This is a genomic window from Lelliottia sp. SL45 (assembly GCF_026672535.1).
Classification (GTDB): domain Bacteria; phylum Pseudomonadota; class Gammaproteobacteria; order Enterobacterales; family Enterobacteriaceae; genus Enterobacter; species Enterobacter nimipressuralis.
This window is the reverse complement of sequence record NZ_JAPPRH010000003.1, coordinates 1,151,479-1,174,346: the sequence shown is the minus strand read 5'-3', so window position 1 is coordinate 1,174,346 and position 22,868 is coordinate 1,151,479. Positions and strand designations below refer to the sequence as shown.

The 22,868-nt window shown below is 54.4% G+C and carries 25 protein-coding genes; 8 read left to right on the top strand and 17 right to left on the bottom strand.

What is annotated here, in order from left to right:
* Nucleotides 1-8: 8 nt before the first annotated feature.
* Entirely contained in the window at nt 9-299 is a 291-nt protein-coding gene (locus OVA10_RS11605; RefSeq protein ID WP_107703371.1) for a YebO family protein, read from the bottom strand.
* Nucleotides 300-372: 73 nt separating this feature from the next.
* Nucleotides 373-516, bottom strand: coding sequence for a PhoP/PhoQ regulator MgrB (gene mgrB / locus OVA10_RS11600; RefSeq protein WP_100779813.1), 144 nt, complete (start codon nt 514-516; stop codon nt 373-375).
* Between the two features lie 160 nt (nt 517-676).
* Here mgrB and OVA10_RS11595 point away from each other — a divergent pair, with 160 nt between their 5' ends.
* On the top strand, nt 677-916 hold the full coding sequence (locus OVA10_RS11595) for a YobH family protein (protein WP_102103968.1): 240 nt from the start codon (nt 677-679) through the stop codon (nt 914-916).
* A gap of 60 nt (nt 917-976) precedes the next feature.
* Here the strand turns inward: OVA10_RS11595 and kdgR are convergent, their stop codons facing one another.
* Nucleotides 977-1,768: a DNA-binding transcriptional regulator KdgR gene (gene kdgR, locus OVA10_RS11590; RefSeq protein ID WP_100779811.1), complete on the bottom strand. Its 792-nt coding sequence runs from the start codon at nt 1,766-1,768 to the stop codon at nt 977-979.
* A gap of 178 nt (nt 1,769-1,946) precedes the next feature.
* On the opposite strand from kdgR, the gene OVA10_RS11585 reads away from it, so the two are divergent.
* Nucleotides 1,947-3,320 (top strand): MFS transporter, encoded by a 1,374-nt coding sequence (locus tag OVA10_RS11585; protein ID WP_100779810.1) that lies wholly within the window; start codon nt 1,947-1,949, stop codon nt 3,318-3,320.
* 54 nt (nt 3,321-3,374) lie between these two features.
* Here the strand turns inward: OVA10_RS11585 and htpX are convergent, their stop codons facing one another.
* From htpX to OVA10_RS11565, 4 genes are all read right to left on the bottom strand, one after another.
* A complete protein-coding gene (gene htpX, locus OVA10_RS11580; protein ID WP_100779809.1) occupies nt 3,375-4,256 on the bottom strand; it encodes a protease HtpX in 882 nt (293 codons plus the stop codon).
* A 193-nt stretch (nt 4,257-4,449) separates the two neighbouring features.
* Nucleotides 4,450-6,498: a carboxy terminal-processing peptidase gene (gene prc, locus OVA10_RS11575; RefSeq protein ID WP_100779808.1), complete on the bottom strand. Its 2,049-nt coding sequence runs from the start codon at nt 6,496-6,498 to the stop codon at nt 4,450-4,452.
* Nucleotides 6,499-6,517: 19 nt separating this feature from the next.
* Entirely contained in the window at nt 6,518-7,204 is a 687-nt protein-coding gene (gene proQ, locus OVA10_RS11570) for an RNA chaperone ProQ (protein ID WP_100779807.1), read from the bottom strand.
* Nucleotides 7,205-7,301: 97 nt separating this feature from the next.
* The gene (locus OVA10_RS11565) at nt 7,302-7,799 is read right to left on the bottom strand and encodes a GAF domain-containing protein (protein ID WP_100779806.1); all 498 of its coding nucleotides are present in this window, start codon (nt 7,797-7,799) and stop codon (nt 7,302-7,304) included.
* A 131-nt stretch (nt 7,800-7,930) separates the two neighbouring features.
* Between OVA10_RS11565 and yebS the strand changes: the two genes are divergently transcribed.
* The 5 genes from yebS to OVA10_RS11540 all read left to right on the top strand — a co-directional run bounded on the left by yebS (nt 7,931) and on the right by OVA10_RS11540 (nt 13,974).
* A complete protein-coding gene (gene yebS, locus OVA10_RS11560) occupies nt 7,931-9,214 on the top strand; it encodes a membrane integrity lipid transport subunit YebS (protein ID WP_100779805.1) in 1,284 nt (427 codons plus the stop codon).
* Nucleotides 9,183-11,816, top strand: a complete 2,634-nt coding sequence (locus OVA10_RS11555; protein ID WP_100779804.1) for a PqiB family protein — start codon at nt 9,183-9,185, stop codon at nt 11,814-11,816. Before yebS ends, OVA10_RS11555 begins: the two co-directional genes overlap by 32 nt.
* A gap of 75 nt (nt 11,817-11,891) precedes the next feature.
* Nucleotides 11,892-13,334, top strand: coding sequence for a 16S rRNA (cytosine(1407)-C(5))-methyltransferase RsmF (rsmF, locus tag OVA10_RS11550; protein ID WP_268195980.1), 1,443 nt, complete (start codon nt 11,892-11,894; stop codon nt 13,332-13,334).
* A gap of 104 nt (nt 13,335-13,438) precedes the next feature.
* Nucleotides 13,439-13,678: a YebV family protein gene (locus tag OVA10_RS11545; RefSeq protein ID WP_100779802.1), complete on the top strand. Its 240-nt coding sequence runs from the start codon at nt 13,439-13,441 to the stop codon at nt 13,676-13,678.
* 104 nt (nt 13,679-13,782) lie between these two features.
* Nucleotides 13,783-13,974 carry a YebW family protein gene (locus OVA10_RS11540; protein ID WP_100779801.1) on the top strand — a complete coding sequence of 64 codons (192 nt, stop codon included), beginning with the start codon at nt 13,783-13,785 and terminating at the stop codon, nt 13,972-13,974.
* Here the strand turns inward: OVA10_RS11540 and pphA are convergent, their stop codons facing one another.
* On the bottom strand, nt 13,975-14,619 hold the full coding sequence (gene pphA, locus OVA10_RS11535; RefSeq protein WP_268195979.1) for a protein-serine/threonine phosphatase: 645 nt from the start codon (nt 14,617-14,619) through the stop codon (nt 13,975-13,977).
* 168 nt (nt 14,620-14,787) lie between these two features.
* Between pphA and OVA10_RS11530 the strand changes: the two genes are divergently transcribed.
* On the top strand, nt 14,788-15,729 hold the full coding sequence (locus OVA10_RS11530) for a VirK/YbjX family protein (protein WP_100779799.1): 942 nt from the start codon (nt 14,788-14,790) through the stop codon (nt 15,727-15,729).
* Nucleotides 15,730-16,087: 358 nt separating this feature from the next.
* Here the strand turns inward: OVA10_RS11530 and OVA10_RS11525 are convergent, their stop codons facing one another.
* The 9 genes from OVA10_RS11525 to OVA10_RS11485 form a co-directional block, all read right to left on the bottom strand.
* Nucleotides 16,088-17,185, bottom strand: a complete 1,098-nt coding sequence (locus OVA10_RS11525; protein WP_268195978.1) for a contractile injection system protein, VgrG/Pvc8 family — start codon at nt 17,183-17,185, stop codon at nt 16,088-16,090.
* Between the two features lie 43 nt (nt 17,186-17,228).
* Nucleotides 17,229-17,402 (bottom strand): tail protein X, encoded by a 174-nt coding sequence (locus OVA10_RS11520; RefSeq protein ID WP_420489092.1) that lies wholly within the window; start codon nt 17,400-17,402, stop codon nt 17,229-17,231.
* Nucleotides 17,392-17,916 (bottom strand): phage tail protein, encoded by a 525-nt coding sequence (locus tag OVA10_RS11515; RefSeq protein ID WP_268195977.1) that lies wholly within the window; start codon nt 17,914-17,916, stop codon nt 17,392-17,394. The genes OVA10_RS11520 and OVA10_RS11515 overlap by 11 nt, the downstream gene beginning before the upstream one ends.
* Nucleotides 17,916-18,458: a phage major tail tube protein gene (locus OVA10_RS11510; protein WP_268195976.1), complete on the bottom strand. Its 543-nt coding sequence runs from the start codon at nt 18,456-18,458 to the stop codon at nt 17,916-17,918. Before OVA10_RS11510 ends, OVA10_RS11515 begins: the two co-directional genes overlap by 1 nt.
* 14 nt (nt 18,459-18,472) lie before the next feature.
* On the bottom strand, nt 18,473-18,649 hold the full coding sequence (locus tag OVA10_RS11505) for a hypothetical protein (RefSeq protein ID WP_268195975.1): 177 nt from the start codon (nt 18,647-18,649) through the stop codon (nt 18,473-18,475).
* A 117-nt stretch (nt 18,650-18,766) separates the two neighbouring features.
* The gene (locus OVA10_RS11500; protein WP_268195974.1) at nt 18,767-20,341 is read right to left on the bottom strand and encodes a hypothetical protein; all 1,575 of its coding nucleotides are present in this window, start codon (nt 20,339-20,341) and stop codon (nt 18,767-18,769) included.
* Nucleotides 20,342-20,441: 100 nt separating this feature from the next.
* Entirely contained in the window at nt 20,442-20,810 is a 369-nt protein-coding gene (locus tag OVA10_RS11495; RefSeq protein ID WP_268195973.1) for a phage tail assembly protein, read from the bottom strand.
* 61 nt (nt 20,811-20,871) lie between these two features.
* The gene (locus tag OVA10_RS11490) at nt 20,872-21,381 is read right to left on the bottom strand and encodes a phage major tail tube protein (RefSeq protein WP_268195972.1); all 510 of its coding nucleotides are present in this window, start codon (nt 21,379-21,381) and stop codon (nt 20,872-20,874) included.
* Nucleotides 21,371-22,846 carry a phage tail sheath subtilisin-like domain-containing protein gene (locus tag OVA10_RS11485; RefSeq protein WP_268195971.1) on the bottom strand — a complete coding sequence of 492 codons (1,476 nt, stop codon included), beginning with the start codon at nt 22,844-22,846 and terminating at the stop codon, nt 21,371-21,373. Before OVA10_RS11485 ends, OVA10_RS11490 begins: the two co-directional genes overlap by 11 nt.
* Nucleotides 22,847-22,868 lie beyond the last annotated feature (22 nt).

Sequence of the window (22,868 nt, the reverse complement as noted above, 5' to 3'; positions counted from 1 at the left end):
CTCATCCGTTAGCGTTCAGCCACCAGACGAATGAAATCATCTTCGTCTTCGTTTACCACTGCTTCAGCGGCTTTTGGGACTTCTTTCTCTTCCGGCTCGTTAGCTTCGCACAGACGACGCAGCAACGCATTCTGGCGTTTCTGCTGATCAAGCAACGCTTCCAGCAGTTCAATCTGCTCATCCGTGCGAGAACTGGCGCGATTCACAAAGAACCACAGCGCCAGGCCGATAATCATCACGACCAGAGAGATCGCCAGTGAGGCTACGTTTAGTAGCCCCGAATTCAGTAACTCACCCATTTTACCACCTCAATAAAAACGCCATTTTAGCACTGACGCAGAGGAAGGGTACCATCTGTTAGAAAAATGAATACTACCAGGGGATGAATTGATTTATTGCGCAAATGCCGCTAAAAAACTGTACATCCTGATCGCACATGACATTGATCGTCTGTGTCCACAAAATGACACAGGCAATCAGTACAACAACCAGAATTACCCAGCGAAACTTTTTCACTCCACACTCCGTCTTTTGACCTGATATGACCAGGTTATCACGGTTATCTTAAACAAGGGCTAACTGTACCTGCATCAGAAAATTTTCGGAATCATGCACTTGTTTCATAGAGTAAAACTATTACGCTTAACAGCATTATTAGCAAAAAAATGAGGCATTCATGCGCATCATTATTCGGACAATTATTGTCCTGGCCATTTTATGGATTGGTTTGTTACTGACGGGATACGGCGTGCTGGTGGGGAGCACAGAAAATGCGGCAGGACTGGGGATTCAGTGTAAATATCTGACTGCCAGAGGCACCAGCACCGCGCAATATCTCCACAGTGACAGCGGAATTATTGGTTTATCAAACTGCCCGGTTCTGCGCAAAAGCCAGACAGTAGTCGACAACGGATAAGTCGATTGACTCACAGATACAGAAACGCCGCATTTTCAGCGGCGTTTTTTATTGTCGGATTCAGAACGGATAGTCGTTGTAACCCATTTGTTCGGAAATCTTGCGTGCTGCGGTGTGCAGCATGGCAACATACTCGTGCAGACGCTCTTCAGAGAAGCGCAGCGTCGGGAATGAAATGCTCAGGCCTGCAATGACGACACCGAAGCGGTCAAACACTGGAACGCCGATACAACGCAGCCCCTCTTCCTGCTCCTGATTGTCTTCGCCGTAACCCTGCTCACGCACGTGATCCAGCACGGCCAGCAACTCTTCAGTGCTGGTGATAGTGCGCTCGGTGCTGCGTTTGTATTCCACACCTTCAAGGATCTCTTTGACTTCCTCGCGATCGCGCCACGCCAACAACACTTTACCGATGGCGGTACTGTAGAGCGGGTTACGACGACCAATGCGCGAATACATGCGCAGGTTGTACATAGAGTCGATTTTATGGATATAGACAATGCTGTCTTCATCCAGCGCGCCCAGGTGGACGGTCTCTTTCGTTAAGCGTGAAAGCTCGCGCATCTGAATATCCGCGCTGCGGATCAGATCGACGTTTTGCAGCGCGCGGGCACCGAGTTCGAACAGTTTCAGGGTCAGAGAATATTTCTCTGATTCACCTTCCTGTGCAACATAACCCAGGGATTTCATGGTTTGCAGAAAGCGATAAACGGTGCTTTTTGACATCATCACACGCTGCGATAACTCTGTAATACCAATTTCGCGCTCTTCACCCAGCGCCTGTAAGATGCCAAACACCTTCAGCACGGAAGAAACAGAATCTGGCTGCTTATCCAAATCTGCGATTGCCATTTATCACCTCATTGAGAGTGTTTTATAAAAATCAGAACCGGTTTTTATTATAAATTCGTGACCGAGATGCTGCAATCAATCTGCGTTTACTTCGTTACAAATCTGCGACATAAAACCGAAATAACAGTGCTAAAATAGTGATTCTGATAATAATATCACTCTGAGCGTTTCATTTCCCATGGAAAAACTGTCCTCTGATGGCTTGCCCTTACCGCAACGGTACGGCGCGATCGCGACCATTATCATTGGTATTTCAATGGCGGTGCTTGATGGTGCCATAGCCAACGTGGCGCTCCCGACCATCGCCAGCGACCTGCACGCGTCTCCCGCCAGTTCCATTTGGGTGGTCAATGCTTACCAGATTGCCATCGTAGTTTCTCTGCTTTCGTTCTCGTTTCTCGGCGACATGTTCGGCTATCGCCGCGTCTACCAGTGCGGGCTGGTCGTCTTTACCCTGACCTCTCTTTTTTGCGCCCTGTCTGACTCACTGCACACCCTGACATTTGCGCGTATTGCGCAGGGGTTTGGCGGGGCTGCGCTGATGAGCGTCAATACCGCGCTGATCCGCCTGATATACCCTCAGCGCCAGCTTGGGCGCGGGATGGGGATTAACTCTTTCATTGTCGCAGTCTCGTCTGCCGCCGGGCCGACTATCGCGGCCGCGATTCTCTCGGTGGCGTCGTGGCAGTGGCTGTTCCTGATTAACGTTCCGCTGGGGATTATCGCCCTGCTCTTTGCCCTGCGCTATTTGCCTGAAAACAGTGCTAAGAGTGCTATGCCACGTTTCGATCTTCCCAGCGCAGTGATGAATGCCCTGACCTTTGGTCTGCTGATCACGGCGCTGAGCGGATTTGCTCAGGGACAATCGCTCACGCTCATTGCGGCTGAAATCGTTGCGATGCTGATCATCGGCTACTTTTTCGTGCGCCGTCAGCTGGCGTTGCCCGTCCCTCTTTTGCCTGTTGATCTGCTGCGTATTCCGCTCTTTTCTCTTTCCATCGGGACGTCCATCTGCTCGTTCTGCGCCCAGATGCTGGCGCTGGTTTCGCTGCCCTTTTTCTTGCAAGGCGTGATTGGACGAACGGAAGTGGAGACCGGGCTGCTGCTGACCCCCTGGCCGCTGGCAACCATGGTGATGGCACCGCTTGCGGGCTATCTCATTGAACGCGTTCATGCGGGTTTACTGGGTGCGTTAGGACTGGTGGTGATGGCAACCGGGCTATTCGCGCTGGCGATGTTGCCTTCTGCGCCAACGGATCTGGATATTATCTGGCGAATGGTGCTGTGCGGAGCCGGTTTTGGTCTGTTCCAGTCACCGAACAACCACACCATCATTACTGCCGCACCGCGCCATCGCAGCGGCGGCGCCAGTGGAATGCTCGGCACCGCGCGCCTGTTAGGTCAAAGCTCTGGTGCCGCACTGGTGGCGCTGATGTTTAACCTTGCCGGGCAGAATGGCACGCATCTGGCCCTGTTTACCGCCGGAACGCTGGCGACTATCGCCGCCATTATCAGCGGCCTGCGCGTGACGCAACCCCGAGCTCAGGCATAAAAAAAGCCGGGCGGCAATGTCTGCTCAACCCGGCTTCTTTCTCATACTGCTCGCTTACTTGATGTATTCCCCACTGCGCAGCGCTTCGATACGTTTATCCAGCGGCGGGTGAGTCATGAACAGTTCGCTCAGCGATTTCGATTTACCATTGATGCAGAATGCCATCATGCTGGTTGCTTCCTGCGGTTCGTAGCTGGTTTTCAGACGCTGCAGCGCAGCAATCATCTTCTCGCGGCCCACCAGTTTTGCCGAGCCCGCATCCGCATGGAACTCGCGATGACGGGAGAACCACATGGTAATAATGCTCGCCAGAATACCGAATACCAGCTCCAGCACTGTCGCGACAGCGAAGTAGATCAGCGGGTTGCCGTTGCTCTCTTCACCTTCATCACGATTTCCGCCCATAAATCCGGCAGCAATCTGCGCCAGGATACGAGAGATGAAGATAACGAAGGTGTTTACCACGCCCTGAATCAAGGTCATGGTGACCATGTCACCGTTGGCGATGTGGCTGATTTCATGGGCAATAACCGCTTCCGCTTCGTCACGGCTCATGTTCTGCAACAGACCGGTGCTCACGGCCACCAGCGAGGCATCGCGGCGTGCACCGGTGGCAAAGGCGTTAATGTCCGGCGCGTGGTAAATCGCCACCTGCGGCATAGCAATACCCGCCTGGCGAGACTGTTGTGCCACCGTATTCATTAGCCACTGTTCCATATCGTTACGTGGCTGCTCGATCACTTCCCCACCGACCGATTTCAGTGCCATCCACTTGGACATCAGCAGCGAAATAAACGATCCACCAAAACCGAACAGCAGCGCCATAATCAGCAGACCTTGAACGCTGCTCGATTGGATCCCTGTCAGGCTTAGCACAAGCCCGAAAACCACCATAACCGCAAGGTTGGTGACCAGGAAGAGCGCGATTCGCATCATAATTTTCTTTTAACCTCTGTTTAACAAAACGCACTATGCGATTACCCACATCGTATGGGTATTGTGGCCATTTTCAAGGATTCAGGGGGCGTAAGTCACCAGAAAGACACAACTTTACATTGTTTATGGGCTTGCTGACGGGAGGATGCAGAACTAAAAAAAACAGGCACAATTTCTTGTGCCTGTTGAGGTGTTATTTTGCCGGAGCGGGCTGAACGGCGGGCTTGCTCTTTTCCTGGTTTGCCAGGTCGAGAGCGATATGCACCGTCTCATCCAGATACGGATCGGGCTCCTGGTAATCCTTCGGCAGGTCATCCAGGTTTTTCAGTAACGGCTTGCCTTCACGTTTAAAGCGATCGTTGATGCGTGCCAGACGCGTGGCATCATCTTCGTTGTTCTCTTTTTCACGCTGAGCGAAGTTAAGCGAAACGATATTCCGTTTTTCTTTCAGGGCATTAAAGCGAGCAATGTCCTTCATGATGTACTGGAATTCCGGATCTTTCGCGATGCGATCGTTATGCGCTTTCAGCAGCTCAGGACCAAACTGGGTCATGTCGCCCGCTTTTACGAAGGTGGCAGCATTAATGCTGTCCCACGGCAACGCGTTGTCTTCAAACTTCTCGCCCGTTTCCGTCTCTTCGGTACCGGTCGGCATCATGATGTCCGGGGTCACGCCTTTACGTTGCGTACTGCCGCCATTCACGCGATAGAACTTCTGAATGGTGTACTGTACGGAACCCAGCGCAGGCCACTCAGGACGCAGCATCTGATCGTAAATACGGTTAAGGGAACGGTACTGCTGCACCGTGCCTTTACCGAAGGTTGGTTCACCCACAATCAGCGCACGACCATAGTCCTGCATCGCCGCGGCAAAGATTTCTGATGCTGAGGCGCTAAAGCGATCGACAAGCACCACCAGCGGGCCTTTGTAGTACACGACGCCATCGGTATCGGCGTCTTCACGCACTTTACCGTTGTTATCGCGAACCTGAACAACCGGACCCGATGGGATAAACAGACCAGAAAGCGAAACCGCTTCGGTCAGTGCCCCACCGCCGTTGGTACGCAGGTCGATGATCACACTGCTGACATTCTGCTTTTCAAGCTTCTGAAGCTGGACTTTGACATCGTCTGTCAGGCCAACGTAGAAGCCCGGAATATCAAGCACGCCGACTTTTTCTTTGCCGACGGTTTTCACGGACATTTTCACTGCGCGATCTTCAAGACGAATGCGCTCACGCGTCAGGGTCACGATACGGGTTTTGGTGCCTTTACCCGCAGGCAGGATCTCAAGGCGAACCTTGCTGCCTTTCGGGCCTTTGATCTGCGCGACCACGTCATCCAGACGCCAGCCGATCACATCGACCATGTTCTGGCCCGTTTGACCGACGCCGACGATACGATCCCCTACGCTAATCGCTTTGCTTTTCGACGCTGGGCCGCCTGCCACCATGGAGTTGATGACCGTATAGTCTTCATCCATTTGCAGCACCGCACCAATCCCTTCCAGAGACAGGCTCATCTCAGTGTTGAATTGTTCGGTATTGCGTGGGGAGAGGTAGTTAGTATGCGGATCGATTTCGTGAGCAAAGGCGGTCATTGCCAGGGAGAACACGTCTTCACTGTTGGTCTGTGCCAGACGACGAATGGCTGATTTGTAACGACGGGTCAGCGTTTCGCGGATCTCTTTCTCATCTTTACCGGTGAGTTTGAGGCTCAGCTCATCGAATTTCACTTTGCCGTCCCACAGCGCATTCAACTCGGCTTCATCTTTCGGCCAGGGTGCTTTGCTGCGGTCAAGATTAAAGTTGTCGTTGCCGGTAAAGTCCATTGGACGTTCCAGCACTTTCAGCGCGTATTGATAACGTTCAAAACGACGCTTCTGGGATAGGTTGTAGAGATCGTAGAACAGGTCGAGTTTACCGCTGCGCAGCTCATCGCCCACGTCGGTTTTACGTTTTGCGAACTGTTCAATATCACTGGCCAGCAGCACGTTGTGGCTGTAATCCAGCAGGTTCAGATACCGATCGAAAATCTTAGCCGAAAAGGCCTGATCGAGATCGAACTGACGATAATGTGAACGGGTGAAGCGCGAAGTGACGCGCTCACTGACCGTTGCGTGCTGGGTCTCTTCCTTTAAAACCGGGATTTGATCCGCACGCGTTATATCGTCCACTGCGAAGGCGTGGCCTGTTATCGCAAACAGGCCAGCCAGCGCGGTGATCTTAAAAAGAGTGTTCATGCCAGGCTTGGCCTCCGTTTCAGAACACCAGGTGTTCTGCGCGTACAATCATTGACATACCAGAAGTCAGCTGTACACGAACGCCATCTTTGGTGATTTCGAGTACGGTGGCGTCCATCGCATTGTTACCCGCTTTCACCTTCAGAGCCTGACCGACGCTCAGGGCGTTGATGTCAGAAACTGGAGTGTGGCGTTGTTCTTCGCGAGGCGCACGCTGTGCTTTAGCGGCTGGTTTATCAGCACGCGGTTTGCGATCGCTGTTCTCACTACGACGTGGAGCAGGACGCGGTTTACGCTCACGGCGAGGCGCTTCTTCCTGGCCATTTGCCGCAGCAGCTTCGCGTTTTTTCGCCTGCTGCTCAGCACGCTGTGCCTGAACACGCGCTTTGGCCTCTTCAAGCTGCTTACGTGCGTGCTCAACGTGCTGCTCGTCCAGCTCACCGCAAGGGTTGCCGTCGAGATCGACACGGGTCGCGCCCAGCTTGATACCGTAAAGGTAACGCCAGCTTGAAGTATAAAGACGTAAGGCAGAACGCAGTTGAGTTTTGCTGAGATTCATCTCACCCTCAACGCGCGCTACCAGATCCTGAAAAATACCAATTTTCAGGGGACGAGCTTCGCCTTCAGCAGTGAAACACTGTGGGAAACGCTCAGCCAGAAAGGCAATGACTTCTTTACTACTGTTCAACTTAGGTTGATTTTCCATGAAATTTCCTGATTACAACGGACGTTGCCAACTAGCCGCAGGCATGAACAGGCGACATTATAATGACGCCATCAGTAAATGCTACGTTATCCGTTGATTATCCTGCGACGCTCGCAAAGAATTTTTGATAATCGGTCGCGTTTAATACGTTTTCGAGATTAGCGACCAGTTCGCGCAGCCCTTGTTCGTCCTCGGCGCTAAAGCGTCCAAAGACCGTGCTGTCGATATCCAGTACGCCAATAATCTGATTTTTCACGGTCAGCGGCAGAACGATTTCGGAGTTACTCGCCGAATCGCACGCAATGTGCCCGTCGAAGGCATGCACATCTTCAACACGCTGAACCTGATTTTGCGCCACCGCAGTTCCACATACACCACGCCCCACAGGGATCCGCACGCAGGCAAGCTTGCCCTGGAAGGGCCCGAGCACCAGCGTTTCCCCTTCCAGAAGGTAGAAACCAGCCCAGTTCACATCCGACAGACGCTCAAACAGCAGCGCACTGGTGTTGGCCAGTGTCGCTAAAAAACTGGTCTCACCTGTCATCAATGCCTGGAAATCGCGGTTCAAATCCGCGTAGAATTCTGTTTTGTTCATTAATCAATCACTTGGTTGTCGTACAAAAAAGAGAGCATAGCCTAATAAAATAAACATTAAATGCGCTCATTCTCAAGATGAATCCCAAGATGAGTTAATATAACGTTAATTAATCCTTTAATGCGCGACTGATGGCACTCAATACTCCAAGAATTACGCCGGCAAAAAAGATCACTGTCCACTCGGTCAGCGATGCGCTGCCTCGTGAACATTATCAGCGTTGTCCGCAGTGCGATACGCTTTTTATGTTGCCGAAGATGAAATCGCATCAGAGTGCGTATTGCCCGCGCTGCGACGCTAAAATTCGCGATGGACGCGACTGGTCTCTCACCCGTCTGGCGGCGATGGCCGTCACCATGCTCCTGCTGATGCCCTTCGCCTGGGGCGAACCGCTGCTCAAATTGTACCTGCTCGGCGTGCGTATCGACGCCAACCTGCTGATGGGGATCTGGCAAATGACCCAGCAGGGCGATCCGCTTACCGGCGCAATGGTGCTGTTTTGCACCGTCGGCGCGCCGTTAGTGCTGGTGGCTGCCATTGCCTATCTCTGGTTTGGCAATATTCTGGGCATGAATCTCCGCCCGGTCCTGCTGATGCTCGAGAAGCTCAAAGAGTGGGTGATGCTGGATATCTATCTGGTCGGCATCGGCGTGGCGTCGATCAAGGTACAGGACTACGCTTTTTTACAGCCCGGCATCGGCCTGTTTGCCTTTGTCGCGCTGGTATTACTGAGCATCATGACGCTGATCCATCTGAATGTGGAACAACTCTGGGAGCGCTTTTATCCTCAGCGCCCTGCGACGCGGCCTGATCCCAGTCTGCGCGTCTGCCTCGGCTGTCATTTTACCGGCCTGCCCGACGCACGAGGTCGCTGCCCGCGCTGTCACATTCCGTTACGTCTGCGCCGTAAGCAGAGCCTGCAAAAATGCTGGGCCGCACTGATTGCCTCCATCGTGCTGCTGCTTCCCGCTAACCTGTTACCGATTTCGATCATTTACGTTAACGGTGCGCGGCAGGAAGACACTATCATGTCGGGGATTGTGTCACTGGCGAGCAGTAACTTTGCCGTGGCGGGAGTGGTCTTTATTGCCAGTATCCTTGTGCCCTTTACCAAAGTTCTGGTTATGTTCACCTTGCTCATCAGCATTCAGTTTAAGTGTGAGCAAGGGTTACGCACGCGGATCCTGTTACTGCGGTTTGTGACCTGGATTGGCCGCTGGTCGATGCTCGATCTGTTTGTTATTTCGTTGATGATGTCGCTGATCAATCGCGATCAGTTACTCGCTTTTACCATGGGACCCGCGGCGTTTTATTTCGGCTCTGCGGTGATATTGACTATTCTTGCAGTGGAATGGCTGGATAGCCGCTTACTTTGGGATGCACATGAGTCAGGAAACGCCCGCTTCGACGACTGAAGCGAGAATTAAAACAAAACGCCGCATTTCGCCCTTCTGGTTGCTGCCCGTCATCGCATTGATGATTGCGGGCTGGCTGATCTGGACGAGCTATCAGGATCGCGGCAATACCATCACCATTGACTTCCAGACGGCGGACGGCATCGTCGCAGGGCGTACCCCTGTGCGCTTCCAGGGCGTCGAAGTGGGAACCGTCGAGGATATCCGGCTCGGTAAAGATCTGAACAAAATTCAGGTTCGCGCCAGTATTAAAGCCGATATGCAAGATTCCCTGCGCAGTGATACGCAGTTCTGGCTGGTGACACCTAAGGCCTCTCTGGCGGGCGTTTCCGGGCTGGACGCGCTGGTCGGCGGGAACTATATCGGCATGATGCCCGGTAAAGGTGAGCCGCAGGACCATTTCACCGCGCTGGACACCCAGCCAAAATACCGGCTGAACAATGGCGATCTGATGATCCACTTGCATTCGCCGGACTTAGGCTCGCTCAACAGCGGATCGATCGTCTACTTCCGAAAAATCCCGGTTGGGCGCGTGTATGACTACGCCATTAACCCCAACAAACAGGGCGTGACTATCGACGTGCTGATCGAGCGGCGCTTCACCGGCCTGGTGAAAAAAGGCAGCCGCTTCTGGAATGTGTCAGGCGTGGATGCCGACGTCAGTTTCAGCGGCGCGAAAGTGAAGCTCGAAAGCCTGGCGGCGCTGGTTAATGGGGCTATCGCCTTCGACTCACCGGAGAACTCTGATGCAGCCACTGCCGATGATAACTTCGGGTTGTACGCCGATCTGGCCCACAGCCAGCGCGGCGTCATTGTCAAACTGGCTCTCTCAGACGCCAAAGGGCTGAACGCCGGTTCAACGCCATTAATGTATCAGGGATTGCAGGTGGGCCAGCTCACCAAACTGACGCTGAACCCTGGCGGCTCCGTGACCGGCGAAATGACGGTGGACCCGAGCGTGGTCGACCTTCTGCGTGAAAAAACGCGCATCGAGCTGCGGAACCCGAAAATCTCGTTGAGTGACGCCAGCATCAGCAGCCTGCTGACGGGCAGCACCTTCGAGTTGATCCCAGGGGAAGGCCAGCCTAACAACAATTTCGTTATCGCCCCTGCCGATAAAGCCTTACTGCAAAAACCTGGTGTAATGACACTGACCCTGACGGCACCTGAAAGCTACGGTATCGAAGCCGGTCAGCCGCTGATTCTGCACGGCGTGCAGGTCGGCCAGGTTCTGGAACGCAAGCTGACGGAAAAAGGCGTCACTTTCTCCGTCGCCATCGATCCGCAATACCGGGATCTGGTACACGGCGACAGCAAATTTGTGGTTAACAGCCGGGTAGACGTTAAAGTCGGGCTGGACGGCGTCGAGTTCCTCGGGGCCAGCGCCAGCGAATGGATCAACGGCGGTGTTCGTATTCTGCCTGGCCAGAAAGGTGAGATGCGCGACAGCTATCCACTGTACGCCAATCTGGACAAAGCGATTGAAAACAGCCTGAGCGATATGCCGACCACCACCCTCACCCTGCGCGCCGACACGCTGCCGGACGTGCAGGCCGGGTCCGTGGTGCTGTACCGCAAGTTTGAAGTGGGCGAAGTGATCACCGTGCGCCCACGCGCCGACGCATTTGATATCGAACTGCATATCAAGCCGGAGTACCGCAATCTGCTGACCGCCAACAGCGTCTTCTGGGCCGAAGGCGGCGCGAAAGTGCAGCTTAACGGTAGCGGCCTGACCGTGCAGGCCTCTCCCCTCTCCCGCGCGTTGCGGGGTGCCATTAGCTTCGATAATTTAAGCGGCGCAGGGGCCAATCAGCGTAAAGGCGATAAACGCATTCTCTATCCATCAGAAACGGCGGCGCGCGCAGTGGGCGGCCAGATTACGCTCCACGCCTTTGATGCGGGCAAGCTCTCTGAAGGGATGCCGATTCGCTATCTGGGCATTGATATCGGGCAGCTCCAGAAGCTGACCCTGATTACCGCGCGTAACGAAGTGCAGGCCACTGCGGTGCTGTATCCGGAGTACATGCAAAACTTTGCCCGCAACGGCACGCGCTTCTCGGTAGTGACACCGCAGATCTCTGCCGCCGGCGTTGAACATCTCGATACCATTCTCCAGCCGTACATTAACGTCGAGCCGGGTAACGGAAACGTGCGCCGCGACTTTGAGCTGCAGGAAGCGACCATCACTGACTCGCGTTATCTGGACGGGCTGAGCATTGTGGTCGAAGTCCCGGAAGCCGGTTCAATGAGTATCGGCACGCCGGTGCTGTTCCGTGGAATTGAAGTGGGTACCGTCACCGGCCTGACGCTGGGCACCCTGTCAGATCGCGTGATGGTGGGTCTGCGCATCAGCGAGCGCTACCAGCATCTGGTGCGCAACAACTCCGTCTTCTGGCTGGCATCGGGATACTCCCTCGATTTCGGTCTGACCGGCGGCGTGGTGAAAACTGGGACCTTTAATCAGTTCATTCGCGGCGGGATCGCCTTTGCGACTCCACCAGGCACACCGCTCGCACCGAAAGCGCAGCCGGGCAAACACTTCCTGTTGCTCGAAAGCGAACCGAAAGAGTGGCGTGAATGGGGCACCGCACTGCCACGTTAATCATCAGCTCCGGTGTCAACGCACCGGAGCCTTTATGGTACACTGCGCGCCTTATCTACTCCCTGTGGTACGCCCGTGGCTCAACATTCTGCTTTTCTTCCTGACGAATTCCTGGCGCACATGCGCGAGGCACTTCCCGCTCATCTCTCAATGGATGATTTTATCGCCGCCTGCCAGCGTCCGCTGCGTCGCAGCATCCGCGTCAATACGCTTAAAATCAGCGTGGCCGATTTCCTGGCACTGGTTTCGCCCTACCGCTGGCAACTCACGCCGGTGCCCTGGTGTGCGGAAGGATTCTGGATTGAGCGTGATGACGAAGATGCCCTGCCGCTGGGAAGCACCGCCGAACATTTAAGCGGGCTGTTTTATATTCAGGAAGCCAGCTCCATGCTGCCCGTTGCCGCGCTGTTTGCCGACGAAAATCAGCCGATGCGCGTAATGGACGTGGCCGCCGCACCAGGGTCTAAAACCACACAGATCGCCGCCCGCATGGGCAATCAGGGCGCAATTCTCGCCAATGAGTTTTCAGCGAGCAGGGTTAAAGTTCTGCATGCGAATATCAGCCGCTGTGGGATCAGCAACGTCGCCCTGACCCACTTCGATGGCCGCGTCTTTGGTGCCGCCGTGCCAGAATCTTTCGATGCCATCCTGCTGGACGCCCCGTGCTCGGGCGAAGGCGTGGTGCGTAAAGATCCCGATGCGCTTAAAAACTGGTCTGTCGCCAGCAATCAGGAGATCGCCGCCACCCAGCGCGAGCTGATTGACAGCGCCTTTCACGCTCTGCGCCCGGGTGGAACGCTGATTTACTCCACCTGCACCCTGAACCGCGATGAAAACGAATCCGTATGTCTGTGGCTTAGAGAGCAGTATCCGCAGGCCGTCGAATTCCTGCCACTGGATGCGCTTTTCGAGGGTGCCAAAGCGGCGCTGACTCCCGAAGGTTTCCTGCACGTGTTCCCGCAGATTTTCGACTGCGAAGGGTTCTTCGTCGCGCGACTGCGTAAAACAGCGGCGATCGACGCCTTACCGGCACCTAAATTTAAAGTTGGCAATTTCCCATTCGCCCCGTTAAAGGGCCGTGAAACCGCGCAGATTACCGAAGCGGCACAAAACGTTGGCCTTCACTGGGATGAAAACCTTCGCCTGTGGCAGCGCGACAAAGAGATCTGGCTCTTCCCGGTCGAGATCGAACCGCTGATTGGCAAAGTGCGCTTCTCCCGTATCGGCATGCGCCTGGCCGAAGTGCATAACAAAGGCTATCGCTGGCAGCATGAGGCCGTTATCGCCCTCGCCGGTAGCGACAATACATTTGCACTGACCCACAAAGAGGCAGAAGAGTGGTATCGCGGCCGCGACGTCTATCCGGAACAGACGCCACCGGCTGACGAAATGATCGTCACTTACCAGGGTTTCCCGCTGGGTCTGGCGAAGAAAGTCGGCTCACGCCTGAAGAACAGCTACCCGCGTGAACTGGTTCGCGATGGTCGCCTGTTTACCGGTAACGATCTCAGCGAATAAAAAACAGCACATTTTCACTGGCACTTTTGCTCTCCTGCACTACGCTGAAAAATGGGCGACAACACTGGTCGTACCAGATTTTCAGCAAACCTGCGGAGAGCATTATGACGAAAACCAGCGTGCGTATTGGCGCTTTTGAGATCGACGATGCAGAATTGCGCGGCGATAATCAGGGCGATCGAACGTTAACCATTCCCTGTAAATCCGATCCCGATTTATGTATGCAGCTTGATGCCTGGGACGCTGACACCAGCATTCCGGCTATCCTGGATGGCGAACATTCCGTGCTATACCGTGAACATTACGATCAGCAGTCCGATGCCTGGGTCATGCGCCTTGCCTGACACCAATAGAACCCGCCCGAAGGCGGGTTATTTATGCCCCCGATTTCCCCTGCGACAAATCCTCCCCTACACTAACCATTCGGAAGCCAGATTCAGAGGATGAGATGTTCGCACTGGTACTGTTTGTTTGTTACCTGGACGGCGGCTGCGACGACATCGTGATTGATGTCTACAACACCGAGATGCAGTGCGTTGCCTCGAAAAAAGAGCAGCGAATTCGTCACGGCGGTTGTTACCCTGTCGAGGAGTTTATCGATAGCTTCTGGACACCGGCTCAGGAGTACAGTGACTTTTAGCTACTGGAGCTGGGCGAGCGTCAGCGTGCCGCCAAACACGGCACCGGTGTCGATATAGTGCAGATTGTCGAAATCACAGCGCTTCGCAAGCGGCGTGTGACCAAACCAGAAATGATCCGCGCCGCTAATCCCTTCACCTTTGCCCGCCATCAGGCCCGTTAACCGCGAGCGATCCCACAGCACACGGTGCTGATTAACGGGCTTACCGCGCAGATAGATGTCCGCTGGGTAATCGGCATGAGCCACCACATTTATCCCGCGGGTGCAGATTATTTCAATAATTAGCGGTAATTGCCGGCACGCGTCGAGCAATGCAATAGCGTCTAATTTTTGCGGGTTCGTCAGACGGGAAAACCATATACCTCCATTGAGGGTCCAGAGAGCAAAATCGTTATTATTGAGCGCGTCAATCGCCATTTGCTCATGATTCCCTCGCACCGCGCGAAACCATTTTTCGCGTATAAGTTGCAGAGATTTAACGCTCTCCGGCCCGCGGTCGATCAGGTCGCCCACCGAAATAAGCAAATCCTTATAAGGATTAAAATGGCGCTGTTTTAATTCATCCATAAGCGGGTGGTAGCAACCATGAATGTCGCTCACGACCCAGATATGACGCCACTGTTGACCATCAAGCATTTGGTACATAGCCCCTCCATAAAGAAGTATAGCGAATACCCGATTTTCAGGATCTGGCGTCATAATGTTGCTAACTTCAATCGAAATTAAACGAAGTCGAAATAAAGGTTTAGCAACTCTTAAATCGTTACATCCTGGCCCTTAGAATAGAATCAGAATTCTAAAGAGGTCACCATCGTGTCGAACACCAGCCTGCAAATTGATGTGCCAGAGGCACAGCCTGCCAATATTATTTCCTCTCTGACAACGGGTCAGCTTATCCCTGGCCCAATCTGGAGAAAGCGCGATTATCGGATTAAGTTCTTTCTGCGCTCACTGCTGTTCTGGTCTTCGACAAACCGCATGCTAAGTGCGCTGGCTCATCGCGCCGATTTTGACCGTTTGCTGGCAGCGCAGGTCACCCTGCCGAGCAAAACCCATCGTCAGTACCTGACGCGCGGGATAAATGCGAATCAGCGTGCCGAGGCGATCGTCCGCCACTATGAGTGGATCGATGCCCTGCCGGATACCCGTCTGGCGAATGCCTTCACTCATCCGGTGGCTCAGCCGGTGGTTCACTTCCAGGCCAAAGATGACGCGCGCTACAGCGTTTATGCCTCGTCCGCCAGCAAAGCGGAGCGCGAAGGCGAAAGCACCCTGTGGCTGCGTGATGAAGAGGACACCCTGCTGGCAAGTCTCACCTTCAGCGTGGTTCCTGAGGGTGAGCATTCGGCGCTGGTCATTGGCGGATTGCAAGGCCCGCGTCGCGGCGTGACGCGTGAAACGATCAAGAAAGCGACCCGCGCCTGCCACGGCCTGTTCCCGAAACGGGTGCTGATGGAGGTCATTTTTAACCTCGCCGCTCATAGCGATATAAAATCCATTTACGGCGTCAGCGACGAAGGGCACGTCTTCCGCGCCCTGCGCTATCGCCTGAGCAAAGGCCGCCATTTCCACGCCAGCTACGACGAATTCTGGGCCTCCATCGACGGGCAGAAAGTCTCCAGCTTCCGCTGGCAGTTGCCGCTGCAGATGGAGCGTAAATCTCTGGAAGAGATTGCCAGCAAAAAACGCGCAGAATATCGCCGCCGTTTTGGCCTGCTGGATGAAATTGCCGATGCGATTAACGCTCGCTTTTAATCTGGGTGGAGGCGTTCGCCTTCGCACAAAAATTTAACAAAACCGCCAAAAAGCGCTGGACTTTCGCCCGTCTGATTGTGGTATGGTTAAATCAGAGGCGCAGGACGTTCCTCATCTGTCATGAGTGAGAGCAGGAAAAGACTTTTACTTTCATGCAGATAAAAAGAGACCGAATACGATTCCTGTTTATGCCTGCATTTTATTTTTTTATTGATAATCAAACAGATACGCACCAGCAAGATTAAAAAACACACATCTAATGGTGCGTCTTCATGCACTAAAAATCATATAGTTACCTAAAATTTCGGACATATTCGGACGAGCTTCGGACAAAAAATTTACCTTCCCTGGCGTTTTTTTATCGCCTCAACTCCATGCTGATACTCATCCCGCTGCCGGGCTCAAGGTGAAACGCCACGTTCTCCACCACCCATTCCTTGTCAGCCTGCTCGTCAAAGCCATCTGTAGTAATTTTGCATTCAGGACTCAGCGCCATTAATTCCGGGGTCGCAGGCATCGAAACAGACATGCTCATCAGATATTCAGGCTTTGGCTTCTTCGGTTTTTTCTCCTTGCCCTCATCTTTTTGTGCATCAGCAGCAACGCTCTCGCGCTGGAATATCTGAAGGTACTGCTCTGCCGCAGCACGGCTCGGGTGGGTAAAGCCGGGGCGAGCATGCGGATCGCCACTGCCCGAACTGATCGTACTGGTTTTACCGGTAGCCGCATCCAGGTAGCTGATAGTCATCGTCCCCTTACCGCTTCCCTGTGCACTGCGCGATTTTGTTTTTGATTTACTACGGTGCGAAAACTGCCAGTGCGTCTGGCCTGAAGGGGTGATGGTCAGAGATGGCAGAGTTTTGCCGCCAGGACTGACGCCGCTACCCCGCTCCGCAAATATCCAGCACCCGCCGCCAGCCTTGCTGACAGCCCCAAACTGCCTGGCAAGTCTCGCCAGAAACTCCGCATCGTTCTCTTTGTGCTGATCAAGATAGCCAGGCTTCACTGATGCCAGCGATGCGCTGATTTTTGGTGTCAGGCCGTTCTCTTTCGCGATAGTTGTGACAATCTCGCCCAGCGTCACCCCCTCCCAGTGTCGCACCTTCTGGGACTGCATGGTTCCGGCGCCTTTGGTGTTGTCGCCGGGCACGGCCAGGGCGGTAATAGTCATTGTGCGGGGCGGTCCCTGCAGGGCAACCGTATCCACCACAAACACACCCTTTTCGACAAGGTTCGTATCAAACCCCAGCGCCAGAGTCAGCCGCGTTCCCTTCGGCGGGAGTTTGAGGGTCGGGGAAACAAGGTTAATAGTGAGACTGTCAGACTGAGGATCTTCGTCATTTGCGCCATAATCGACCAGCGTGAGGCTGGTCAGGTAGCGGCTGATTTCAGTGGTAATGTCATTAGTTTCGGCCTTAAGGGAAAATGCGGGCAGCCAGGGGCGAGAATTTGTCACCGAATCGTCTCCATTCTGAATTTGCAAAATTGCAGGGGGTTACTCAGCTCCAGAGTGATGCGGGCTGAGCAGCAGGGGCGGCAACCTTATCCGGGAGGGTTATCTTTATGCCTGCGGGATAGACTTCGCCGAGCTCAACCAGACCAGGATTAGCCTCAAGCACGGCGATCATTTCCTGCTCTGCTCCGTAAAAGCGCCAGCAAATCTCATCCAGCATATCCCCCGCCCGCGTCGTATATATTTTCGCCATAGTATTTAATCGTCATCGTAAATTGCTGATGTTTTGGTAAACCGGCCATCAAAAAGCGATCTGCCGTATCTGAAAAATCCGTCACGACCCAGTATCCGAGGATCTCCCCTATGCCGGAGATGAGTAACTGCGGCGAAGCAGTGTCCCCGATGAGCGACATCTCGCGCACCGGAGCGGTGCCGATCGCCCACTCTTGCGGACGAACGGAAACGCGCCGCCTGTCCGTGAATACCTCACCCGAAAAGCTAATCACCGGCACGGCCTGACCGACGTACTGCAGCGAATCCATCTGACCGAAGCGTTGCTGCTCGCCCCAGCGCCAGCTGAGTGTGCGTTGAAAGCTCTGGTAAGCCGCCTCATCCACGCAGAACTGAAAGGAGCCGAGCGTCATCATTGTTTTAAAATGATACTTTACGCCCAGGTCCAGCGCAGCAAGCCCCAGATCCGGCAGGACGCGTGCAAATTCAAGTAAATCATCCATCAGTTACCCTCCGACAAAAAATCAATCAGCTCAAAGCCTGAGTCGGCCTGCGTGGAGCTCACAAGCACCATCAGGCTGGTCAGTGACAGCATATCAATGCCGTTGACGCGCCTGATGCCCTGACCAGGGATAAGCAGGATGCGCTCACGCCCGTCCACTGAGCGCTTATAAAACGCGATATTCAGCGTCACAGTGGTTCCGGTTTCAGCGCGCGTCATAGCAGGCCTCGCATCAGGCTCCAGGCGGATAACACGCCCCTCAATAACGTCCTCTACGCCAGTGTATCCGCCGCCATATTCGGTATAGCCCTCACGCACGGTTAAGCGGGTATTGAGTCCGAGGAAAAGCAACTCAGATGCCGTACCGGTCATTTTCAGGGAAACCGTCATCGCCTCAAGCCCGTCGTCAATTCCCTGCGGTGCATCCATATCCGAAGCCAGAAAATTAGCCTGCCGCAGTGCCATGGTGGGCGGGCGATATTCTACCGTGCAGGGCAGTTGCCGCCCGCGAAGCCATACAGACCAGTTTTTCAGGTATGACATTTTTTCACCTGTTTTTAATGAAACAGACCAATGACCACTTTAACCATTGGTACGGCAGCCAGCACAGTCACGCTGGCCGCACACAGAAGCATGGAGAGGCCCGCGCACAGGCGCAGCCATGGACTTGATGTGATCGTCATTTTTAAGCCCTCTTTGGGATGGATTTTGATATCCAGTTTGCTATTATTCATTCGCTAATATCATTTCCTTGTAGATACAAAAAAACCCCGACGCGGCTAACGTTGGGGCTTTTTTTTGGGGATAAAAAGGCCACCATCTGCGGCCAGTTTTCGCGCACTGTCTTTTTGTCACCCGCCCAGTGACGCAGGGGTATACATGCCACCTCCCGCCGTGGGTGCAAATACATCAAAAACTTTTGCCCCTACCGAGTCACCAATTTGCTGCGCATCCGCACCAGGCTGCGTAATGACGGTCACGCTCAGGTTATTGCTTTGCTGCAGGGGTGTGACGGGGGCCTTTGGATTATTTTCAGGCTTAAGGAGTCCCATAAATGCACTGTCTCTTGACTCTGGTCTGGCGTAATCACGAATATCACGTGCTTTCGAGACCTGCTTGTCATTCTGAATTTCGCGCCATTGTTCCTGCATTGCCAGCGCATCCTGCCTTGCTCTTGAGGTATCGAAAATGAAGTCTTCCCCGCGCCCCTCCGCCTGCTTGCGCTGAGTTGATTCAGATTCTCGCCAGCCAATTTCGTACGCATCCTCTGAGGTTCTGGTTCTTTTCAACTCCTGTTCAACACTTGGGAACCACTCGTTTATTTTTTCGGCCAGCACCTCCAGCCCCCTCCACAGGGCCTTTAGTACGGGCTGAAGGTTGTTTGACCAGAAATCGCTGATACCAGAGCTAAATTTCATCACACCATCAATCAGAAGTTGTTTTCCGCCCCCCTTAAACCACCCCGAGAAATCATCGGCATATTTGGTGATGGAGGGGGCGAGCTCGCCAGCCAGCGTACCCAGCACACTCTGGGCCGCCGTGGAGACAGACACCCACAAATTTGACAGCGCAAACTGCCCTTTCGCCGCCGCCTCGTCTGAGTCTTCTGTGGTCAGAATGTAACGCTTCTGTACCGCCATCAGCTCTTCATAGGTTTTGCCGGATATTCTCATCCAGGCGGCAATTTTGTTGGCTTCGCCCCCCATGATCATGTCAACGGCAGAGCGGGCTGCCTGCTCATCATTCATTTTCAGGGCGCGGTTGAGGACGGTTGCCATCTGGTCTTCGTTGCTCTTTCCCTTCAGGTCTGAGAGGTTAAGGCCCATCATTTTCAGACCGTCCGTTACCGACGACTGCTCGCCCAGAGAATTAATTTCCCCCACCTTGTTTGCCAGCTCTTCGGCCAGATCGCCCAGATTCTCGCCGCTGAGCCCCATCTGTTTCCCGATGCCGTCCCAGGCGCGGAAAGTGTTGGTGCTGACACCATAAGAGCGAGCCATTCCGGCCTGCTCTGCCGTGTGGGCGTTCAGCGCCGCAGCAGCCGTCCCCGCCGCCATGATGCCACCCAGCCCCATAGCCCCACCGGCAAGCGCCGCTTTCCCGGTCCATAAACCGCCCTTAAGCGTGGCGGCTCCGGCTCCGCGCATGCGCATCGAAAGGTTAAGTCTGTTCTGCTCCCGCTCGGTTTCGCGGATTTGCTCCGTCAGTCTGGCGTACCGGTTTCGGAGTTTTTCGACTGACTGGCCCGCCATGACACCCGCTGCGATTTGCTTTGCCAGCTCCTGCTGCTGACGCGTCAGGTCTGCGGTTCGTCGCTCGGTTCCTTTTAGCGACGCGTCCAGGGTCTTTGTTGAACGCGTAAAGCTCTGGCTGACAACGCCGCCAAAGGTAATGGTCGATTTAAGCGAACTGGATATGACACTCATGATTCTTTTTCCGTCAGTTCAAGGAAATTTATCAACACCCGGAAAGGCAGATTAATAATGCTGTCCACCGTCCATCCGGGGATGCGCAGCGATAGCAGAACTATTCCGCGCTGAATATCCCGCTCGCCAGGTGCTGAGTCATCGCTGCCTCCCGCATGTCCGCGCGCATGGATGCCAGTGCTTTCCTGGCTTCGGCGCGTGCGGACGGAGGTGCCGTAAAAACGATGAACTGATCCTCGAGCTGACGATAATCAGCGGTCGTCAGATTTTTGATAATGTCCGGATGGACTTCGCACAGCCCGGCAATCATGTCCGCCTCGTTCTCTTCTGGCGTGCCTTTCAGATAGCTCTGGCGGATCCGGTCAAATACTTTCGGCTCTCGCATAGACAGCTGGGTGATCTCATTGCTTGCGGCGTCTTTGATGGGGGTGTACAGCGTTATGGTGACAGTCTCAACAGGGTAGGTCATGTTTTCTCCGGAAAAAAAAGGGCGCCGCAGCGCCCGTGATGTTCAGGTTTTCAGGTCAGGATCAGCTTCTGCCCATAACCCACTTCGTAATATCGCCAAACGGCTCCACGCCATTAACGCGGCGGATCCCCTGCAGGGGCTCAATGTAGATCAGCTCTTTTTGATTAAATGTGCGCTTGTAGACATCAGGACGGAGGGTGATCGTCACGCCACACTTCGCGCGCTCGGACTCCGTGCGCGCATCTGACTCGTAGCGGGTGATAAGGCCACTCATTTCGTCGGTCAGAAATTCATTACCGCTCCCGCCAATATACCCCTCACGCACAGCGAAGCGCGGGCGCCCACCGGCCTGAAAACCAAAAAGCGCCAGCACGCGCTCATCCACCCCTTTCAGCTTCATGGTGACAGACAGCGCCTCCATACCGTCATCGAGAATCGTCGGCATGTCCATGTGGCCTGCCCTGAATTCCGATTCAACAATCGCCAGCGCTGGCGGCGTGTATTCCATCGCTGCGGGAATATGTGAGCCATTCACCCAAAGCGCCCAGCTTTTTAAATAATTATTGCCCACTAAAAGCCTCCTCAGCATATTCAGTATTGACATGAACGCGGCAGGTGATGCGCTCCGCCGGTGATTTGAAGCCATAGTCGTAATCGATATACAGATGCCCGGCGGCAAGCGTTGCCTCTGTGTTCAGCTCGGGATCGAGCCAGGCCTCACCGCCATGAATAGCACCCAGCGCCTTTTGCTCGCGCAGATAGCTGTTAACTGATTCGACCGCATCCCGCGCCAGCATGATATCCAGTGGTGCATCCACGTACGGGAAAAGGCCAACCTGAATCGACGCGCGCAGCACATCATCCGTGCGCACCGCAGATTCGAACCAGCGAAGGGGATCGTTACTGCAGTTGCGGTTGCCCCAGTGGCGGAAGCCCCCATACTGGATGATGGTGCTGACATTATTCATGTTCAGCTGGTTCGCCACGCTGTTTTCATCCCCGATAGACCAGCTGTCCGGCTGTTCAACGCCGGAGAACCCCTTAACCACCTGATTCGATTTAGACCACCAGTACCCCAGCTCGCTGTCAATCCGCGCGCGCAGGCCCGCAGCAAATGCCGAATATGGGCGGTAAACCATCTGACCGCTACCGTCTGTTGTCAGCACGCGCGGTCGCAGGATTTCTACACGCTCGCCGTACATAGAGCGACGCGCAACAGCTTCCTGAGGCGTCGCCATAGACAGGCTGTCGAGATAAGCGACACCCTTCATTCTGTCTGCAATTACTTCAAGTGCCTTTCCGACACCATCATCTTCAGAAAAGCCCGGGGCGATGAACACGCGGGGCTGATTGCCGGTCTTTGTCTGGGCAAGCAAAAAACCCTGCATCCCGCTGATGATGTTGCCGATCACCGTCGTTCCGGCCTTTGCCAATGTGATATCGCTGACGCGGATACCAACAATCAGTGCACCAGTCTGGCTCAGGATCTCAGTCACCGCCGTTTTTAATGTTCCGCCCTCACCCAGTCGGGCAGCCTGTGTTTCGCTCCCGGCAATGACCCAGGGTGTATTCAGGGGAAAAGGTTCATCCTGTCCGCCAGTGAAAGACTGACGGGAAAAAGGCGTCAGCACGCCACTTCCGGCATTCCCGTTAAGCTGTGCTGCGACATCAATGTCGGACTGGTTGATAGCCTCAACCACAGCAGCCGCCGTCGAGGTCACTTCGCCCTGTTCGTCCACTGGCAGCGTGATGATCAGCTCGCCCTTATCCAGCACAACGGTAATCAAACTACCCACTTCAGATCCCGCCACCGCCTTCACACCCAGTGCGTTGCCTGCACGCCCTGGGTAACTTTCTCCCGCTGTCAGCGTAAAGGCATTATCCAGCAGCGCAGACCCGAGGTTAACAGAGGCTGGCGTCGCCCCCTCGGCATCAGGCGCGGTGCCGATAAGCCCGATAATCGCCGTGGATACTGTTGTAATGCTTCGCAGCCCGCCACCGGCGGACACCATATCTATTCCGTGCAAGCCACCCATCTGGCCTCCTGATTTAAGATGA

What these genes read in the sequence shown, in the direction of transcription:
- OVA10_RS11605 (WP_107703371.1), bottom strand. Translation starts at nt 299, where the DNA reads ATGGGTGAGTTACTGAATTCGGGGCTACTAAACGTAGCCTCACTGGCG.
- OVA10_RS11595 (WP_102103968.1), top strand. Translation starts at nt 677, where the DNA reads ATGCGCATCATTATTCGGACAATTATTGTCCTGGCCATTTTATGGATT.
- kdgR (WP_100779811.1), bottom strand. Translation starts at nt 1,768, where the DNA reads ATGGCAATCGCAGATTTGGATAAGCAGCCAGATTCTGTTTCTTCCGTG.
- OVA10_RS11585 (WP_100779810.1), top strand. Translation starts at nt 1,947, where the DNA reads ATGGAAAAACTGTCCTCTGATGGCTTGCCCTTACCGCAACGGTACGGC.
- htpX (WP_100779809.1), bottom strand. Translation starts at nt 4,256, where the DNA reads ATGATGCGAATCGCGCTCTTCCTGGTCACCAACCTTGCGGTTATGGTG.
- prc (WP_100779808.1), bottom strand. Translation starts at nt 6,498, where the DNA reads ATGAACACTCTTTTTAAGATCACCGCGCTGGCTGGCCTGTTTGCGATA.
- proQ (WP_100779807.1), bottom strand. Translation starts at nt 7,204, where the DNA reads ATGGAAAATCAACCTAAGTTGAACAGTAGTAAAGAAGTCATTGCCTTT.
- OVA10_RS11565 (WP_100779806.1), bottom strand. Translation starts at nt 7,799, where the DNA reads ATGAACAAAACAGAATTCTACGCGGATTTGAACCGCGATTTCCAGGCA.
- yebS (WP_100779805.1), top strand. Translation starts at nt 7,931, where the DNA reads ATGGCACTCAATACTCCAAGAATTACGCCGGCAAAAAAGATCACTGTC.
- OVA10_RS11555 (WP_100779804.1), top strand. Translation starts at nt 9,183, where the DNA reads ATGAGTCAGGAAACGCCCGCTTCGACGACTGAAGCGAGAATTAAAACA.
- OVA10_RS11545 (WP_100779802.1), top strand. Translation starts at nt 13,439, where the DNA reads ATGACGAAAACCAGCGTGCGTATTGGCGCTTTTGAGATCGACGATGCA.
- OVA10_RS11540 (WP_100779801.1), top strand. Translation starts at nt 13,783, where the DNA reads ATGTTCGCACTGGTACTGTTTGTTTGTTACCTGGACGGCGGCTGCGAC.
- pphA (WP_268195979.1), bottom strand. Translation starts at nt 14,619, where the DNA reads ATGTACCAAATGCTTGATGGTCAACAGTGGCGTCATATCTGGGTCGTG.
- OVA10_RS11520 (WP_420489092.1), bottom strand. Translation starts at nt 17,402, where the DNA reads ATGCTGGATGAGATTTGCTGGCGCTTTTACGGAGCAGAGCAGGAAATG.
- OVA10_RS11515 (WP_268195977.1), bottom strand. Translation starts at nt 17,916, where the DNA reads ATGGATGATTTACTTGAATTTGCACGCGTCCTGCCGGATCTGGGGCTT.
- OVA10_RS11510 (WP_268195976.1), bottom strand. Translation starts at nt 18,458, where the DNA reads ATGTCATACCTGAAAAACTGGTCTGTATGGCTTCGCGGGCGGCAACTG.
- OVA10_RS11505 (WP_268195975.1), bottom strand. Translation starts at nt 18,649, where the DNA reads ATGAATAATAGCAAACTGGATATCAAAATCCATCCCAAAGAGGGCTTA.
- OVA10_RS11500 (WP_268195974.1), bottom strand. Translation starts at nt 20,341, where the DNA reads ATGAGTGTCATATCCAGTTCGCTTAAATCGACCATTACCTTTGGCGGC.
- OVA10_RS11495 (WP_268195973.1), bottom strand. Translation starts at nt 20,810, where the DNA reads ATGACCTACCCTGTTGAGACTGTCACCATAACGCTGTACACCCCCATC.
- OVA10_RS11485 (WP_268195971.1), bottom strand. Translation starts at nt 22,846, where the DNA reads ATGGGTGGCTTGCACGGAATAGATATGGTGTCCGCCGGTGGCGGGCTG.